At 65.4% G+C, this 17,542-nt stretch carries 13 protein-coding genes; 2 read left to right on the forward strand and 11 right to left on the reverse strand.

The genetic code is table 11. The annotated features are described in order from the left end of the window. Window positions 1-219: 219 nt before the first annotated feature. Together H4P35_RS25410 and H4P35_RS25415 are read right to left on the reverse strand one after the other, a co-directional pair. Window positions 220-4,179, reverse strand: coding sequence for an FAD/FMN-binding oxidoreductase (locus tag H4P35_RS25410; RefSeq protein ID WP_226847471.1), 3,960 nt, complete (start codon window positions 4,177-4,179; stop codon window positions 220-222). A 132-nt stretch (window positions 4,180-4,311) separates the two neighbouring features. Then, the gene (locus H4P35_RS25415) at window positions 4,312-4,848 is read right to left on the reverse strand and encodes a YqaA family protein (protein WP_056319771.1); all 537 of its coding nucleotides are present in this window, start codon (window positions 4,846-4,848) and stop codon (window positions 4,312-4,314) included. Between the two features lie 95 nt (window positions 4,849-4,943). On the opposite strand from H4P35_RS25415, the gene ilvA reads away from it, so the two are divergent. Next, complete coding sequence (ilvA, locus tag H4P35_RS25420) at window positions 4,944-6,452, forward strand: threonine ammonia-lyase, biosynthetic (protein ID WP_056319636.1); 1,509 nt, start codon at window positions 4,944-4,946, stop codon at window positions 6,450-6,452. 161 nt (window positions 6,453-6,613) lie between these two features. Here ilvA and H4P35_RS25425 read toward each other — a convergent pair whose 3' ends face one another. Together H4P35_RS25425 and H4P35_RS25430 are read right to left on the reverse strand one after the other, a co-directional pair. Further along, window positions 6,614-7,726 (reverse strand): porin, encoded by a 1,113-nt coding sequence (locus H4P35_RS25425; RefSeq protein ID WP_056319633.1) that lies wholly within the window; start codon window positions 7,724-7,726, stop codon window positions 6,614-6,616. Window positions 7,727-8,174: 448 nt separating this feature from the next. Beyond that, window positions 8,175-8,555 carry a DUF4148 domain-containing protein gene (locus H4P35_RS25430; protein ID WP_128829534.1) on the reverse strand — a complete coding sequence of 127 codons (381 nt, stop codon included), beginning with the start codon at window positions 8,553-8,555 and terminating at the stop codon, window positions 8,175-8,177. 385 nt (window positions 8,556-8,940) lie between these two features. Between H4P35_RS25430 and H4P35_RS25435 the strand changes: the two genes are divergently transcribed. Further along, window positions 8,941-9,831: a LysR family transcriptional regulator gene (locus tag H4P35_RS25435; protein ID WP_056319627.1), complete on the forward strand. Its 891-nt coding sequence runs from the start codon at window positions 8,941-8,943 to the stop codon at window positions 9,829-9,831. Window positions 9,832-9,882: 51 nt separating this feature from the next. On the opposite strand, the gene H4P35_RS25440 is transcribed toward H4P35_RS25435, so the two are convergent. The 7 genes from H4P35_RS25440 to H4P35_RS25470 all read right to left on the reverse strand — a co-directional run bounded on the left by H4P35_RS25440 (window position 9,883) and on the right by H4P35_RS25470 (window position 17,488). Continuing rightward, window positions 9,883-10,437 (reverse strand): adenine phosphoribosyltransferase, encoded by a 555-nt coding sequence (locus H4P35_RS25440; protein WP_056319625.1) that lies wholly within the window; start codon window positions 10,435-10,437, stop codon window positions 9,883-9,885. A gap of 54 nt (window positions 10,438-10,491) precedes the next feature. Further along, window positions 10,492-12,189: a thiol reductant ABC exporter subunit CydC gene (cydC, locus tag H4P35_RS25445; RefSeq protein ID WP_226847472.1), complete on the reverse strand. Its 1,698-nt coding sequence runs from the start codon at window positions 12,187-12,189 to the stop codon at window positions 10,492-10,494. After that, window positions 12,186-13,934 carry a thiol reductant ABC exporter subunit CydD gene (cydD, locus tag H4P35_RS25450; RefSeq protein ID WP_370638944.1) on the reverse strand — a complete coding sequence of 583 codons (1,749 nt, stop codon included), beginning with the start codon at window positions 13,932-13,934 and terminating at the stop codon, window positions 12,186-12,188. Before cydD ends, cydC begins: the two co-directional genes overlap by 4 nt. Next, a complete protein-coding gene (gene cydX, locus H4P35_RS25455; protein WP_056319618.1) occupies window positions 13,931-14,056 on the reverse strand; it encodes a cytochrome bd-I oxidase subunit CydX in 126 nt (41 codons plus the stop codon). Before cydX ends, cydD begins: the two co-directional genes overlap by 4 nt. Window positions 14,057-14,072: 16 nt before the next feature. Continuing rightward, window positions 14,073-15,227, reverse strand: a complete 1,155-nt coding sequence (gene cydB / locus H4P35_RS25460; protein ID WP_217618573.1) for a cytochrome d ubiquinol oxidase subunit II — start codon at window positions 15,225-15,227, stop codon at window positions 14,073-14,075. Window positions 15,228-15,241: 14 nt separating this feature from the next. Then, a complete protein-coding gene (locus H4P35_RS25465) occupies window positions 15,242-16,816 on the reverse strand; it encodes a cytochrome ubiquinol oxidase subunit I (protein WP_056319612.1) in 1,575 nt (524 codons plus the stop codon). 126 nt (window positions 16,817-16,942) lie between these two features. Continuing rightward, window positions 16,943-17,488, reverse strand: a complete 546-nt coding sequence (locus H4P35_RS25470) for a GbsR/MarR family transcriptional regulator (protein WP_056319609.1) — start codon at window positions 17,486-17,488, stop codon at window positions 16,943-16,945. Between the last annotated feature and the right edge of the window lie 54 nt (window positions 17,489-17,542).

The raw sequence follows: 17,542 nt of genomic DNA on the forward strand, positions 1-17,542 counted from the left end.
CGGATCAAAAAAGGGACCGATGCAGACGCGCCACAATCGCCACCACCGCGACCGCACGTCTGATCGCTTCAGTGCCAAGTATGGGAGCGGTTTTTGGAGTTTCAAGGGGGGAAAAAAGGGCTGGTGCCACTGCCTTCATTGCCCGGTTGCCTGCATTGCGCGGCGCAAAAAAAACCGCGGCCATCGCTGGCCGCGGTTCTCGATTGCGCAGGGCGCGGATTACACCAGGACCCGTTCGATCCCGCCCGCGTTGGCGCGGCGCACGTAGTCTTCCATCCAGCCTTCGCCCAGGATGTGACGCGCCATCTCGACCACGATGTAGTCGGCTTCCATGCCGGTGTCGCCCTCGTAGCGCGACAGGCCCTGCAGGCACGACGGGCACGACGTCAGGACCTTCACGTCGCCCGTGAAGCCGTCGCTGCGGATCGCGGCATCGCCCTTCTGCAGCTCTTCCTGCTTGCGAAAGCGCACCTGCGTGGAGATGTCGGGACGGCTGACGGCCAGCGTGCCCGACTCGCCGCAGCAGCGGTCGCTCTTGACCGCGCCATCGCCCACCAGCGCGCGCACGGTCTTCATGGGTTCCTGCAGCTTCATCGGCGTGTGGCAGGGGTCGTGGTACATGTAGCGCACGCCCTTGGCCCCTTCCAGCTTGATGCCCTTTTCCAGCAGGTATTCGTGGATGTCGATCAGCCGGCAGCCCGGGAAGATCTTTTCGAATTCATAGCCGGCAAGCTGGTCGTAACAGGTGCCGCAGCTGACCACCACGGTCTTGATGTCCAGGTAGTTCAGCGTGTTGGCGACGCGGTGGAACAGCACCCGGTTGTCGGTGATGATCTGCTCGGCCTTGTCGGTCATGCCGTTGCCGCGCTGGGGATAGCCGCAGCACAGGTAGCCGGGCGGCAGCACGGTCTGCACGCCGGCGTGCCACAGCATCGCCTGCGTGGCCAGGCCCACCTGCGAGAACAGGCGCTCGGAACCGCAGCCCGGGAAGTAGAACACCGCTTCCGTGTCGGCCGTGGTGGCCTTGGGGTCGCGGATGATCGGCACGTAGTTCGCGTCTTCGATGTCGAGCAATTTGCGCGCGGCCTGCTTGGGCAGCCCGCCCGGCATCTTCTTGTTCACGAAGTGCACCACCTGCTCGCGCAGCGGCGGCTTGCCCACTGTGGCGGGCGGCTTGGCCGTCTGCTTCTTGACCAGGCCCGAGAACAGGTCGTGCGCGGCGCGCTGCACCTTGTAGCCCACGCCCACCATCGCCTTGCGGGTGGCGTTGATGGTGGCCGGATCCTTGGCGTTCAGGAAGAACATGGCGCTGGCCGTGCCCGGGTTGAACGACTTGCGGCCCATGCGGCGCAGCACGGCGCGCATGTTCATCGACACGTCGCCGAAGTCGATGTCGACCGGACAGGGGTTGTAGCACTTGTGGCAGACGGTGCAGTGGTCGGCAACGTCTTCGAACTCTTCCCAGTGCTTCAGGCTGACGCCGCGGCGGGTCTGCTCTTCGTACAGGAAGGCTTCGACCAGCAGCGACGTGGCCAGGATCTTGTTGCGGGGCGAGTACAGCAGGTTCGCGCGCGGCACGTGCGTGGCGCACACCGGCTTGCACTTGCCGCAGCGCAGGCAGTCCTTGATCGATTCCGAAATGGCGCCGATGTCGCTCTGCTGCATGATCAGCGACTCGTGGCCCATCAGGTTGAAGCTGGGCGTCCAGGCGTGGCGCAGGTCCGCGCCGGGCATGAGCTTGCCGGCGTTGAAGTGGCCATTCGGGTCGACGCGGCGCTTGTAGTCCTGGAACGGGGCCAGCTCGGCCTCGGTCAGGAACTCGTACTTGGTCAGGCCGATGCCGTGTTCGCCGGAGATCACGCCGTCCAGGTCGCGGGCGATCTGCATGATGCGCTCGACGGCCGCGTGGGCCTCGCGCAGCATTTCGTAGTCGTCCGAGTTGACCGGGATGTTGGTGTGCACGTTGCCGTCGCCGGCGTGCATGTGCAGCGCGACGAACACGCGGCTCTTGAGCACCCGGGCGTGAATGGCGACGAGTTCGTCGACGATCTTCTTGTAGGCCGCGCCCGAGAACGCGCGCTGCAGGCCCGCCAGCACCTCGGTCTTCCAGGAGACGCGGATGGTGCGGTCCTGCACCACGTCAAAGACGCGTGCGCCGGGCTGTGCGGCCAGGCGTTGGGTCAACGTGGCGTGGAGTTCGCCAAGACCCAGTCCGTCCAGTTGCGGCAGCGCCTCGCCCAGCGGCAGGTCCAGGTTGTCCAGCAGCCACTGCCAGCGCTGGCGCGTGGCGGCGATCAGCTCGATGGCCTGGCGTGTGCGCTCGGCCAGCGCTTCGGCGCGGGTGGTTTCGATGTCGGCATCGTCGATCTTGCCCACCGGCAGCGGCGTGCAAAGATAGGCGTCAAGTTCCCCCAGCAGCTTGAGCTTGTTGCTCGTGGAGAGCTCAATGTTGATGCGTTCGATGTGGTCCGTGTATTCGCCCATGCGGGGCAGCGGGATCACGACGTCTTCGTTGATCTTGAAGGCGTTGGTGTGACGGGCGATCGCGGCGGTGCGCGAACGGTCCAGCCAGAATTTCTTGCGCGCCTCGGGGCTGACGGCCACAAAGCCTTCGCCGTGGCGCGTGTTGGCCAGGCGCACGACCTCGCTGGCGGCCGCGGCCACCGCGTCGTCGTCATCGCCGACGATGTCGCCGATCAGGACCATCTTGGGCAGCACGCCGCGCTTGCTCTTGGTGGCGTAGCCCACCGCACGCAGATAGCGTTCGTCCAGGTGCTCCAGGCCGGCCAGGATGGCGCCGCGCGCCTTGCCTTCGCCGTCCAGGTAACCCTTGACCTCGACGATCGACGGGATGGCGTCGCGCGCCTGCCCGAAGAACTCCATGCAGACGGTGCGCGTGTGGCGCGGCATGCGGTGCAGCACCCAGCGCGCCGACGTGATGAGACCGTCGCAGCCTTCTTTCTGAATGCCGGGCAGGCCCGCCAGGAACTTGTCCGTGACGTCCTTGCCCAGGCCTTCCTTGCGGAACACACGGCCCTGGATTTCCAGCGTCTCGGTCTTGAGCAGGCGTTCGCCGGGCTTGCCTTTGCCGTCGAACCACTTGAGCTCGAAGCGGGCCACTTCCACGTCATGGATCTTGCCCATGTTGTGGTCAAGGCGCGTGACTTCCAGCCAGTTGCCGTCCGGATCGACCATGCGCCACCAGGCCAGGTTGTCGAGCGCGGTGCCCCATAGCACGGCCTTCTTGCCGCCGGCGTTCATGGCGATGTTGCCGCCCACGCACGAGGCCTCGGCGGACGTCGGGTCCACGGCGAACACAAAGCCGGCCGCCTCGGCCGCTTCGGACACACGCTTGGTGACCACGCCGGCGCCGGCGTGGATGACCGCGACGGGTTCGGTGAGGCCGGGCAGGATACAGGACTCGACCTTGCCCAGCTTGTCGAATTTCTCGGTGTTGATGACCGCCGACTTCCAGGTCAGCGGAATGGCGCCGCCGGTGTACCCGGTGCCGCCGCCGCGCGGCACGATGGTCAGGCCCAGTTCGATACAGGCGGTGACCAGCGCGGCAATCTCGTCCTCGGTGTCGGGCGTGAGCACGACAAAGGGGTATTCCACGCGCCAGTCGGTCGCATCGGTAACGTGCGACACGCGCGACAGGCCGTCGAACTTGATGTTGTCGCGCGCCGTGATGCGGCCCAGCACCTTCTGGGCCTGCTTGCGCATCATGGCGGTCTGGTCGAACTCGCCTTCGAAGGCGGCAATGGCCGAACGCGCCCGGGCCAGCAGCCCGACCACCTTCTCGTCGCGATGCGGATCGTGGCCGGCTTCGGCGGGCGCGCCTGGTTCGCGGCGCTTGTCGATTTCGCCCAGGCGGTGATGCAAGGCCTCGATGAGCTGCTTGCGGCGCTTGGGATTGTCGAGCAGGTCATCCTGCAGGTAAGGGTTGCGGCGCACGACCCAGATATCGCCCAACACTTCGTAGAGCATCCGGGCGGAACGGCCCGTGCGGCGCTCGCCGCGCAGATCGCTCAGCAGGCTCCAGGCATCTTCGCCCAGCAACCGGCCCACGATTTCGCGGTCGGAAAACGACGTGTAGTTGTAGGGGATTTCGCGCAATCGCGCGGGTGCGGCGGGCGGCATCGCCCCGTTCAAGATGTGGCTGGCGAGTGGGGCGTTCATGGCGGCAAGAGGGGGCCCTTAAAAAAGTATTTTATGCCATTGTCCCGACCTGGCCCCGAATAACCCGGGCAAGCCGTGCAAAAGCGCATCGGGGACGACGCGTTTCGTCCCCGTTTAAGTGTGGCGTCAGCGCTAGATTTTGCCCGGGAAGAACCAGAGCAGGCCGGCAGTCATGAACAGATAGCGCATGAATTTGCCGATGGCCATGTAGAAGACGCAGGGCCAGAAGGACAGGCGCAACCAGCCCGCGACGGCGCACAGGGGGTCACCCACCGCGGGCAACCAGGACAGGAGCAGCGCCGGCGGCCCCATCCGATGCAGCCAATCGTGGGCACGCTCGTTCCAGCGTCCGCGCATCCGGCCGCCTTCGGTGGCCTTGGGATGCGGATGGGGGTGCTTTTCCTTCCAGCGCTCGACCGCTTTCTCGGCGCCCAGCCCCATCGCGTAGCTGATGGCCCCGCCCACGGTGTTGCCGGCCGTCGCCACCAGGACGGCGGGCCAGAACATGTCCGGCGATAGCTTGATATAGCCGAACACCGCCGGCTCGGAGCCCAGCGGCAGCAGGGTCGCGGACACGAGCGAGACGGTGAAGATGGCCGGCAGGCCCACCGAGGGCAGCGCCAGCACCCCCAAGAGCCAATGAACTGCGGATAAGAGACTTTCTTCCATGGTTGCGGCAGTGTAGCCGCGGGAAACCGGGAAGGCGACAGGCATTCCCTGCAATAATCCTGGCCAGTCCCCACTCTTGCCCTGTCGCGCGGTCCATGTCCACTGATTATCTGAAACGCATCCTGACTTCCAAGGTTTACGACGTTGCGGTCGAATCCCCGCTCGAGGCAGCGCCCCTGCTGTCGCAGCGGATGTCGAACACGATGTTGCTCAAGCGCGAGGATACCCAGGCGGTGTTCAGCTTCAAGCTGCGCGGCGCCTACAACAAGATGGCGAACCTGAGTCCGGCGGCCCGCAACCGCGGCGTCATCGCCGCCTCGGCCGGCAACCACGCGCAGGGCGTCGCGCTGGCGGCCAGCCGCCTGGGCTGCCGCGCCGTGATCGTCATGCCCACGACCAGCCCGCAGGTCAAGATCGATGCCGTGCGCCGCCTGGGCGGCGAGGTCGTGCTGGCCGGCGAGAGCTTTTCGGATGCCTACGCGCACGCGCAGGTGCTGGAAAAGAAAGAGAAGCTGACCTTCGTCCATCCCTTCGACGATCCCGACGTGATCGCCGGCCAGGGCACCGTCGGCATGGAAATCCTGCGCCAGCACCCGGGCCACATCGATGCGATCTTCGTAGCCATCGGCGGCGGCGGCCTCATTGCCGGGGTCGCGGCGTACATCAAGCAACTGCGCCCCGAGATCAAGATCATCGGCGTGCAGACCGAGGACTCCGACGCCATGCTGCGCAGCGTGCGCGCGGGCCGGCGCGTCCAGCTGAACGACGTCGGCCTGTTCTCGGACGGCACGGCGGTCAAGATGGTGGGCGCCGAGACCTTCAAGCTGGCGCGCAAGTACGTGGACGATTACGTGGTGGTCAACACCGATGCGATCTGCGCGGCCATCAAGGACGTCTTTCAGGACACGCGCAGCGTGCTGGAGCCGGCCGGCGCGATGGCGGTGGCAGGCGCCAAGCAGTATGCGGCCGAGCACAACCTGAAGAACAAGACGCTCGTCGCCATTGCATGCGGCGCGAACATGAACTTCGACCGGCTGCGCTTCGTGGCCGAACGCGCCGAGGTCGGCGAAATGCGCGAGGCCGTCTTCGCGGTCACCATGCCCGAGCAGCGCGGGAGCTTCCGCCGCTTCTGCGAACTGGTGGGCGAACGCAGCGTCACCGAATTCAACTACCGCATCTCGGACGCGGATCGCGCCCACGTGTTCGTCGGCATCCAGGTCTCGTCCGCCGCGGAACCCGACAAGATTGCCGCGAACTTCCGCCGGCACGGATTCGACACGCTGGATCTGACTCACGACGAAATGGCCAAGACCCACCTGCGCCACATGGTGGGCGGCCGCTCGGCGCTGGCGCGAAACGAATTGCTGTACCGCTTTGAATTTCCCGAGCGTCCGGGCGCACTGATGCGCTTTCTGAACGCGATGAATCCCGACTGGAACATCAGCCTGTTCCATTACCGCAACCAGGGCGCCGACTACGGCCGCATCCTGATCGGCATCCAGGTGCCGCCCGCGGACAAGAAGCTGTTCCGCAACTTCGTGGCGGAATTGGGTTATCCCCACTGGAACGAGACCGACAACCCGGCCTACAAGCTCTTCCTGTAGTTCCGGCGCCGCAATGCGAGAGGGCCTCCTTGCGGAGGCCCTTCCCTTCTGGGCGCAAGTCACGCCCGGCCGGACCCAATGTAGGGGGGGTTCGCTGTCACTCGGCGGTCCACGGAGAATGGCCCGCGCATTCAGCAAGGTCCGGCCGGACGCGCTGTTGCTTAGAAACGGTGACGCAGGCCGACGGCAACCGCCGTATCGGTGGCATCGTGCTGGAACGCGTAGTTGTCGCCATAAGAGGCGTACGCGTACAGGTTCGTGCGCTTGGTGAACTCGTAGGTATAGCCAAGGCTGTACACATTGAACGTTGCGTCGTCACCCGTCAGCTTGTCATTGCTGGCGGTGGCGCGCTGCCACGAGCCGAACACGGCGTGGCGGCCCAGCGGCACGGTGGCGCCGATCATGTACGAGTTGGCGCGGAAGCCGTCGGCCAGCTTGAACGAACCCAGCTTGTTCATGCCGTCGGGCGTGGTGCCCATGTTCTGGCCGATGAACCAGCCATCGCGGGTCTGGCCAAAGGCGGCGGCCAGCTTCACGACTTCAAAGTCGTACGAACCGCCGACGATGTATTCCTGAATGCGCGCCGCATCCTTGCCGCCGACGCGGTCGTTGGACGGGTTGAAGCGATCGTAGGCGGCGGCCAGGTTCAGCGGGCCGTTGACGTATTGCACGCCGGCGGTGATCACACGGTTGTTGTTGCCCGTCGCAAAGCCCTTCTGCGTCGAATCGGTAACGGTGTCGTCCGCACTGAACGCATAACCCAGGCCGACCTTCAGGCCGCCCAGGCTGGGGGTCTGATACAGGACCATGTTGTCCAGGCGCATCGTGTTGGCGCTGCCGAACGTGGTGCCCATGTTGGCGTTGTTGTAGCTGATCGAGAACGGGTCGATCGAGCCGAAGTACTTCGAGGCCAGGTTGGTCTGACGGCCGAATTCCAGACGGCCCCACGAATCGCTGTCCAGGCCAACGGTGGCCTGACGGCCGAACAGGCGGTTGCTCTGCAGCGAGTTGCCGTTCAGGGGACCGAAGCCGCCTTCCAGCGTGAACACCGCGCGCAGGCCGTCGCCCAGGTCTTCCGTGCCGCGCAGGCCGAAGCGCGAACCGCTGCTCACGCCCTGCACCGCACCGATGCGGCTCTGCGAGTCGCCCTTGAACTTCACTTTTTCGTAGCCAAGGCCAGCGTCGATCAAACCGTACAGCGTCACGGAATCGGCGGCCTGCGCGGCGCCGGCAAAGCCGGTCAGCAACGCGACGGCCAAAAACGTCTTCTTCATTTGAAACCCCAAAATGGCGAGATGAAAGGCGCACTGCTTGGCGCCGCAAGACCGCGGAACCTCGCATGCCGCTGCGTCCAATCGCGCGGCTGATGCACTGGAGGTAGTGTCCGGCTTGTAGCAGTTCGTAGTAACCCGGATTTCGACGAACTACTTTCCATGGTTGGGATAATGACGCGCCCCTGAAGGCGCGCGGCGTCACTTGGCGCCTGCTAACACCTTGATCTCAAATATGAATCATTGCTCGCATCGCGCTTTCACATCACCGGATCGGCCATGCGGCGCGCGTCCTGGCGGGAAACAGATGTAGCGGGAGCGGAACAGTTTTTGCAGCGTAAATGCCACACGGATTCATCCGCCGCACAAAAAGCAGGACGCAAAAAAACCCCTCGGCGTCACAAGGGGTTCTTTCGGTGACCTTCCGGGCGGCTGGATAGCCGGTTTTGAATCAGCGGCCCTTGGGCGGGTAATCCAGTTCGCCGAACGTGTATTCGCCGCGCGCCTTGGCATCGGCCAGTTCCTGGCGAACTTCCGCACGGGTCTTGCCGGCGGTCTGCGAGACGGCCTTGGGCGGATAGTCGAGTTCAGCGCTCGTCACCTGGCCGGCGGCCTTGGCGCTTTGCAGTTCCTGCTGAACCTGTTCGCGCGACAGGCTGGTGGTCTGGGGGGCAGCGGGCGGATAGTCCAGTTCGCCGAACGTGACGGTGCCCGCGGCCTTGGCGGCTTGCAGTTCCTGCTGGACTTGTTCACGCGTCTTGCCATCGGCGTGAGCGGCGGACATGCCAACCAGAGTTGCGGTAACCATGAGTGCGGTTGCTAGGGCTTTCATTGCGATGACTCCATCCTAAACGTTGCACATCGTCTTGCGCCAGGCTGGCGGGCTCGATATGACAATTTGATTGCTGGAACGAAGTATCTGGCGATTGGCGCTTAGTAAAAACCCTTAATTTGGGGAACATATTTGCACGGATGGGACAATTGCGTGCCGAATCCGGGTCATGGCTCTATGTGGAACGGGCCCGCAATGGTTGCGCAGGATGATGCCAAACCTCGCATTTGTTCAGTTTCCCGCAAGGTGGGTATCGCAATATGAAGCCCCCACGCGATGGAATTGTTGTTCAAAGTGGAGAAATAGACATTTCTACTGGCGGGACAATAATTCCATTTATCATACGAATCTGCCAGAAATGGAAACTTGAGTCTCGAGGACATTCATGGACATTCAGCTTAACGACATCGCGCTATTCGTCGAGGTCGCCAAGCGCAAGAACTTCAGCCACGCCGCCGAAGCCTTGAATATCCCGACCTCCACGCTCTCGCGCCGGGTCAGCGAACTGGAACGCAGCGTGGGCATGCGGCTGCTCAACCGCAGCACCCGCAAGATCGATCTGACCGAAGCCGGCGCCATCTACTTCGAACGTTGCCGCCATATCGTCGAAGAGGCGCGCATCGCGCACGACCAACTGCTGGACATGGCCGTGCAGCCCAAGGGCCGTCTGCGGATCTCGCTGCCGACCAGCCTGGCGCAATTGTTCCTGCCCGCCGTGATCCGCGAATTTCGCGAACAGCATCCGGATATCGAATGCGACTTCGATCTGAGCATGCGCCCGATCGATCCCATCAGTAATCCCTTCGACCTGATCCTGCGTTTCGGGCAGCAGCCCGATTCCAGCCTCATCTCGCGCAAGATCGTGCTGATGGCGCACCAGCTCTATGCGTCGCCCGAGTATCTGGCCCGCCACGGCGAACCGCGCGTGCCGGCGGACCTGACCCACCACGAATGCCTGCGCCCCACCATGCGCGAGGAATCGTCCTTCTGGATGCTCCATTCGGGCGACAAGGTCGAGCGCGTGCAGGTGTCTGGCCGCCTGTCGGCCAATAACGTGGGGATGCTGGGACGATTGGCCGGTCAGGGGTTGGGCATCACCCCGCTGCTGGTGTTCGACGCGATGGAGCGCGCCATCAAGCAAACGGGGTTGGTGCGCGTGCTGCCGGAGTGGAGCCTGACGCCCCTGCCCTTGTTTGCGCTGCTGCCCTCGCGCATGCTGCCGGCCAAGACCAAGGCTTTTCTGGATTTCATCCAGCCCCGCTTGTCTGACGCCTGAGGAAGGTGCGCAGGGCGGCCTCCTGCGAAGGAGGCGGCTGATGCCGTACCGCTACGGCGTCGTGTCTGCGCCGTACTGACAGACCGTGTAGAGCGGCGTGCCGGTGGCAGCCACCTTGGCGGACCCGCCCAGATCCGGCAAATCAATGATCGCGGCGGCTTCCACCACGTTGGCGCCCAGGCGCTGCAGCAGCTTGATGGCCGCGAGCATGGTGCCGCCCGTGGCGATCAGATCGTCCACCAGCAGGACACGCTGGCCCGTACGGACCGAATCCGTGTGCATCTCGACGGCCGCGTTGCCGTATTCGAGCGAGTATTCCTCTGCCACCGTGCGGTAAGGCAGCTTGCCCTTCTTGCGCACGGGCACGAAGCCCAGATTCAGTTCATAGGCCAGCACGCTGCCCACGATGAAGCCGCGCGCGTCCACACCCGCCACCAGATCCAGGCGCTGGCGCATGTAGCGATAGACGAAGAGATCGATCAGGACGCGGAACGCACGCGGATCCTGCAGCACCGGCGTGATATCGCGGAACGTGACACCGGGTTGGGGCCAGTCCGGAACGCTGCGGATGGTGCGCCGGATGAACTCGGCGTTGTCGGTCTGCATGGATACGGCCCTGAGTGAATTGAAGCAAGGCGAACTATAACCGCGCCGCCGCGCTTAAGCCAGGATTGCCGCATGCGATGACATGTCATGCAGTCGACCGTTGCGCAACACATGGCAACGGTGCACCGCGCCCTCGGGCAGGGCCGCGTGCGTGGCCAGCACCACGGTGCGTCCGCGCACCGCGTGTTCCAGGTCCGCAAAGAATGCCGCTTCGGCCGCGCCATCCAATCCCGCGGTCGGCTCGTCCAGCACGATGACCGCGGCGGGCGCCAGCAACGCCCGGGCCAGGCACAGGCGCCGCGCTTGCCCGGCCGACAGCTGCGAGCCGGTTTCGCCAGCCCAGGTGTCCAGGCCATCGGGCAGACCGCGCACGAAATCACCGAGTCTTGCTGCATCCAGCGCCTGCCAAAGCGCGCCATCGTCGGCGTCGGGATTGCCGATCAACAGGTTCGTGCGCAGCGTGCCCAGAAACAGGGGCGAATCCTGCGAAAGCAGGACGATCCGCCGGTGCCAGTCGGCCTGCGCACATTCGCGCGCATCGCACCCGCCGAAGCGGACCTGCCCTGCCTGCGGATCCTCAAGCCTTAGGATCAGATGCAGCAGCGTGGACTTCCCCGCGCCGCTTGGGCCCAGGATGGCCACGCGTTCGCCCGGTTCGATTCGCAGGTTGATGTCTTTCAGTACCCGCACGCCATCGCCGGCGGCGCGGGCCGGATAGGCGAAGCCGACACCATCCAGTTCCAGCGCGCCGCTGTGGGGCAAGGGGCGCGGCCCCGCCGGATCCTGCATGTCGGGTTCGCATTGCGTGACCTCGCGGATGCGCGCGGCGGCCGACATTGCCGATCCCATCCGGGATGCGCCCCGCATGATCGGACCGGCGACCTCGAAAATGCCGATGACGGCCAGCAGCAAGCCCGCCAGGACGGGGGCTTCGATCCGCCCCGCCTCATGCGCGGCAAGCCCAAACCACAACAGCGCCATCACCGCCACGCCCGCGGCCACCTGCAGGAACCATTGCCCGCGCACCGCCACCCGCGCCTGGCTGCGGCGCGCCTGGGCGCTGGCTTCGCACAGACGCTCGAAATGCGCCAGCGTCTCGGCCTGAGCATGCAGGGCCACCATGTCGGCGTGGCCGTAAACCGCATCCAGCGTGGCGGCGCGCAACCCCGCCGCGCTTTCCTGCGCGGCTGCGCCCGGCTTGCGCGCCGCGCGCAGCAGCCACAGGGGCACGATCACGCACGCCGTCAGCAGCGCCAGTGCAAAGACCAGCGCCGCCGCGGGAACCCATTGCCCCAGCACGGCGGTCAGCACCGCGCCGGCAACGACCGCGGTGGCCAGCGGCGCCAGCACAAACAGAAAGACCGTATCCAGCGCATCGACGTCGTTCGTCATGCGGGCGACCAGATCGCCGCTGCGATAACGCGCAAGCTGACGCGGCGTCAGCCGGATCAGCGCCGAAAACACCAAGGCGCGCAGATCCGCCAACAGGCGCAGCGTGGCGGCATGACCGACCACCCGGTCGGCATAGCGCGACACGATCCGCAGGAAGGACAGCCCCCGCACCAGCGCGGACGGCGCAAACAGGTTGAAGACGCTGCCGGCGCCGGCCAGGAACGCGCCCGTCAGGAACCAGCCCGACACGCCCAGCAGTCCCACGCCGGCGGCCACGGTCGCCAGCGCACAGAACAATGCGAGCAAAAGCCCGCCTTTGCGGCGTGCGTATAGCGGCAGGAGCAACAACAGATTCTTCATGCGTCTTCCACGGCGCCGGCGGCGATGCGCGCCACGCGCGGCAAGCGTGCGGCCACAGCGGGCGCGTGCGTCGCCAGCACCAAGGTGCGGCCAGCGGCAAATTGCAGAATCTCATCCAGCACGCGGGCCTGCGTCGCGTCGTCCAGGTGGGCGGTGGGTTCGTCCAGCAGGATAAGCCCCGGATCGCGCAGGAACAGGCGGGCCAGCGCCACGCGCTGCGCCTGCCCGCCGGACAAGCCGTGGCCGCGGCTGCCCAGCACGGTATCCAATCCTTGCGGCAAGTCCTGCGCGAATTCCAGCACGCAAGCGCGGCGCGCGGCATCCTCAACCTGCGCATCCGTGGCGCCGGGCCGGCCCAGCCGGATGTTGTCGGCGATCGATCCGGCCAGCAATTGCGGCCGCTGGCCGATCAGCGCCACACGCTGGCGCAAGGCGGTCTCGTCCCATTGCGCCAGCGGCAGGCCATCGATGCGAATATCGCCGTCGGCGGGCCGCAGGCGCGCGATGGCCTCGATCAGGGTGGACTTGCCGATACCGCTCGCGCCCATCAGCGCCATGTGCTCGCCGGGCGCGAGCACAAGCGCCGCATCGGCCAGCACCGCGTGGCCGCGTCCCGGCGCCTCGACCCGCAAGCCATCGATGGCAACCGCGGCGCCCTTGCCGGCATGCGCGGGCTTGCCGCCCAAAGCGGGCGCTGCTTCGGCCTCGGCTTGCGGCAGGCCATCGAACAGGACGGCGATTTGCGTGACGGCGGCCAGCGCCGTCGCGCGGTCGTGATAATGCGCGGCAAACTGGCGCAGCGGCGCGTAGACCTCGGGCGCCATCAACAGGCAGAACAGCCCGGCCTGCAGCGTCAGCGGCGACCAGCGCATGTCCAGAAATCCCAGGTAAGTCAGGCCGATGTAGACCGCAATGCCCGCCACGCCCAACGCGGCAAAGAATTCCAGTACGGCCGAGGACAGGAACGCGATGCGCAGCACCGACATCGTCCGCTGGCGCAGCGCATCGCTGGCGGCCACGACGGACTGGGCCTCGGCCTGCGCGCGCCCATACAGCTTCAGCGTGGACAGCCCACGCAACCGGTCCGCGAAAAACCCCGACAGCCGGGCGAACGCACGCAGGTGGCGGCGGCTGGCGCCTTGCGCGCCCCACCCCACCAGCGCCATGAAGAGCGGAATCAGCGGCGCCGTGATCAGCAGCACCAGGCCCGCGATCACATCGACGGGCAGCAGCACCACCGCGAACGCCACCGGCAGCATCGCGGCCGCAGCCATCGCGGGCAGATACTTCGCAAAGAATCCATCCAGCGCCTCGACCTGGTCGACCACCGCGCTCGCCAGTTCACCCGACGTTTTGCCGCGGCTCCAGTAAGGGCCTTTTTGCACCAGCCGCAGGAACAGCGACTGGCGAACGTGGCGCTTGATGCGCTCGGAGGCATCCGCGCCGGCGCGCTCGCCCGCCCAGGCGATGCAAGCGCGCAGCAGCATCAGCCCCGCAATACCGGCGATGCCGCCCAGCAGTTCGTGCCGCGGCGTGCCACCCACGATCGCCGCGTCCAGCACGCTGGCAAGAAGCCAGGCCTGCACGACGAGCAATGCGCCGCTGACCAGCGGCGCGGCGCCCGCCACGATCAGCGGATACCGCGCCGTTCTGGCCAGTCCCATCAGCCACCGCGACTGTTCGCGCGGCGGCTTCTGCAGGGACGCCGACGGGTCGTGCTCGAGGCTGCTTGCGCCGCCGCTCACTCGACGTCGCGGCTGGCGCGCGGGTCATGGGTCTGACCTTCGCGCAGCTCGAACCACATCGCATTGAGAATGGCGAATGCGCACGCCAGGCCAAGGCCGAGAATCCACGAGAAATACCACATGGACGGGGCTCCTTTATCAGTACGAGTTGGGCGTGTCGCCCACCGAATCATGGGTGACCTTGCCGCGCATGACGCGGTACACCCAGCCGGTGTAGACGGTCACGATCGGCAGGAAGATGGCCACGGCAATCACCATGATCCACAGCGTCAGGTGGCTGGACGAGCCGTCCCAGATGGTCAGGCCGGCCTTCGGATTGGTCGAGGACGGCATGATGAACGGAAAGAGCGAGAAGCCCACCGTCAGGATTACGCCGGCGATCGATGCCGAGGACGACAGGAATGCCAGCATGTTTGCGCGCACGGTCAGCAGCAGCGCAGCCAGCACCGCGCCGGCCACGCCCAGCGCGGGCGCGATCCACATCCACGGCCACTTCGCGTAATTGGCCATCCAGGCGCCGGTCTGCACCGACACGGTCTTGAGCATCGGATCGGACGGCGCGGACATATCGACCGCGCTGGTGATTGCATGGCCCGGCACGCCGCCCGCGACCCAGAAGCCGCCGGCCACGAACAGCGCGGCCGTCAGCACCGCACACAGACGGCCCCAGTTGCGAGCGCGCGAGGACACGGGATCATCCGTGCGCCAGGCCAGCAGCACCGCGCCGTGCATGGCCAGCATCACCACGCTCAGCACGCCTGCAAGCAGGGCGAACGGCATGAACAGCTGGAAGAAGTGCCCTTCGTAGATCGGGCGCAGCGTCACGGCATCGAACGTGAACGGCACGCCCAGGACGATGTTGCCCATCGCCACGCCGAACACCAGCGATGCCACCACGCCCGAGAAGCACAGCACGGCGTCCCAGCGATTGCGCCAGCGCGTACCTTCCATCTTGCTGCGGTACTTGAAGCCCACCGGCCGCAGGATCAGCGCCAGCAGGACCAGCATCATCGCCAGGTAAAAGCCCGAGAACGAGGCGGCATAGAGCAAGGGCCACGCGGCAAAGATGGCGCCGCCCGCGGTGATGAGCCAGACCTGATTGCCTTCCCAGACGGGTCCCACCACGTTGATGACGATGCGGCGCTCGGCGTCGGTCTTGGCGACCACCGGCAACAGCGCCGCCACGCCCAGGTCAAAGCCGTCCATGACGGCAAAGCCGATGAGCAAGGCGCCCAGCAGCACCCACCACACCACGCGCAGCGTGCCGTAGTCAAAAGGAATTAGGGTATCCATTTGCGTTTCTCCCCTCAGGCGCGCACGGCGGCGTGGACGGGATCGGCGGCGGCATCACCCGGCGCCGGCCCGTCGGATTTCGGTCCGGCCTTGATGGCATGCAGCATGACCTTCACGCCGATGATGAGCAGGATCGTGTACAGCACCAGGAAGATCGACAGGCTGATGACGAGGTCGGTCATGGTCAGGCCCGACGCCGCGTAGTACGTGGGCAGCACGCCTTCGATCACCCAGGGCTGGCGGCCGTACTCGGCGACGAACCAGCCGCTTTCGATGGCGACCCAGGGCAGCGGCAGGCTCCACAACGCCACCTTGAGCAGCGCCGGACGCTTGTCCAGACGGCCGCGCGAGGCAAGCCAGAACGCCACGCCGAAGAACAGGATGAGGTACATGCCCACCGCGACCATGATGCGGAACGCCCAGAAAAGCGGCGCCACGGTCGGCACGGTATCGATCGCGGCCTGCTTGATGTCCGCTTCGGTGACCTTGCTGATGTCGGGCTGATGGCGCTTGACGAGGAGCGCGTAACCCAAGTCCGGCCAGGTCCTGTCAAACACCATGCGCGCATCCACATCCTTCGGGTTCGCGCGGATCTTCTGCAGGGCCTCGTAGGCCACGATGCCGTCGCGGATGCGATTCTCGGCGCGCAGGATCAGGTCGTTGATGCCCAGCAGCGGCGTGGTCAGCGAACGCGTGCCGATGATGCCCATGACATAGGGAATCTCGATCGCGAAATCGTTGCGGCGCTCGGCCTGGTTCGGGATGGCGATCAGGTTGAAGGACGCGGGCGCGGGCTCGGTGTGCCACATGGACTCCATGGCCGCGATCTTCATCTTCTGGTGTTCGGTGGTGAGATAGCCGCTTTCATCGCCCAGCACGACCACCGACAACGCGCCGGCCAGGCCGAAGCTGGCAGCTACCGCCATCGAGCGCTTGGCCAGGTCGATATGACGGCCGCGCAGCAGATACCACGCGCTGATCGACATGACGAACATGGCGCCCGCCACGTAACCGGCGCTGACGGTATGCACGAACTTGGCTTGCGCGACCGGGTTGAAGATGACCGCGGCGAAGTCGGTCATTTCCATGCGCATCGTGTCCGGATTGAAGACCGCGCCGACCGGGTTCTGCATCCAGCCGTTGGCGATCAGGATCCACAGGGCCGAGAAGTTCGTGCCGAAGGCCACCAGCCAGGTCACGGCCAGGTGGCTGACCTTGGACATGCGGTTCCAGCCGAAGAAGAACAGGCCGACGAAGGTGGCTTCCAGGAAGAACGCCATCAGCCCTTCAAGCGCCAGCGGCGCGCCGAAGACGTCGCCCACGTAGTGGCTGTAGTAGGACCAGTTCATGCCGAACTGGAACTCCATCACCACGCCCGTGGCCACGCCCAGCGCGAAGTTGATGCCGAACAGCGTGCCCCAGAACATCGTCATCTTCTTCCAGATGGCGCGTCCGGTCATGACGTACACGCTTTCCATGATGGCCAGGATGAACGACAGGCCAAGCGTGAGCGGGACAAAGATGAAATGGTAGAGCGCAGTCGCGGCGAACTGGAACCGCGAGAGATTCACGACATCGAGATCAATCATGAGGCTGCTCCCAAGGCGTCGACGCGCTGCGGCAACCGGCATGGTTCCCAGGCCGTCTACCGCGCCATGTTAGGGGCGTTGCATACAACTTCATAGAGGTTTCCTGAAAAATCGAGGCGTGACGGGTCAGCCCTTGCCCCGCAATTTGCCGGCGAAACCCAACACCTTCTGAACCTTGGAACCAAGTTTCATGAGGCTTTGCAGGGTTTCGGGCGGCAGCCGTTGAACCTCATCGAACCACCCCGTGGATAGTTCGATGAGCTCCAGCATTTCGGTCATTCGTTGTTGCGCGTAAGCCTCGTCGGGCCCGGAGGGCGACTCCAGCAGCGTGTCACGCAGGAGCGTGAGGGTGGGGTCGACTTCGCGCTTGCGCTTCTCTTCCATGAGGATGCGGAAGATTTCCCAGACGTCCTTGGGGGTCTCGAAGTAGTCGCGGCGGTCGCCCACCTGATGCATCAGCTTGACCAGGCGCCAGGACTGCAGCTCTTTCAGCCCGAGGCTGACGTTCGAGCGCGAAAAGCCCAGGGCCTCGGCGATATCGTCGGCGTTCAACGGCTGCGGCGCGAGAAACAGCAGCGCGTAGATCTGGCCGACGGTGCGGTTCACGCCCCAACGGCTGCCCATTTCACCAAAGTGCAGGACAAATCGTTCGATCTGGGGGGAAAGCGCCATGAGGATCAGCCAGTAACACAGCGAAGGGCTGCACGACACATGCAGTTACTTCGA

Origin of the sequence: Achromobacter sp. 77, from assembly GCF_020541125.1 — a bacterium.
In the GTDB taxonomy this organism is placed as follows: domain Bacteria; phylum Pseudomonadota; class Gammaproteobacteria; order Burkholderiales; family Burkholderiaceae_B; genus Achromobacter; species Achromobacter mucicolens.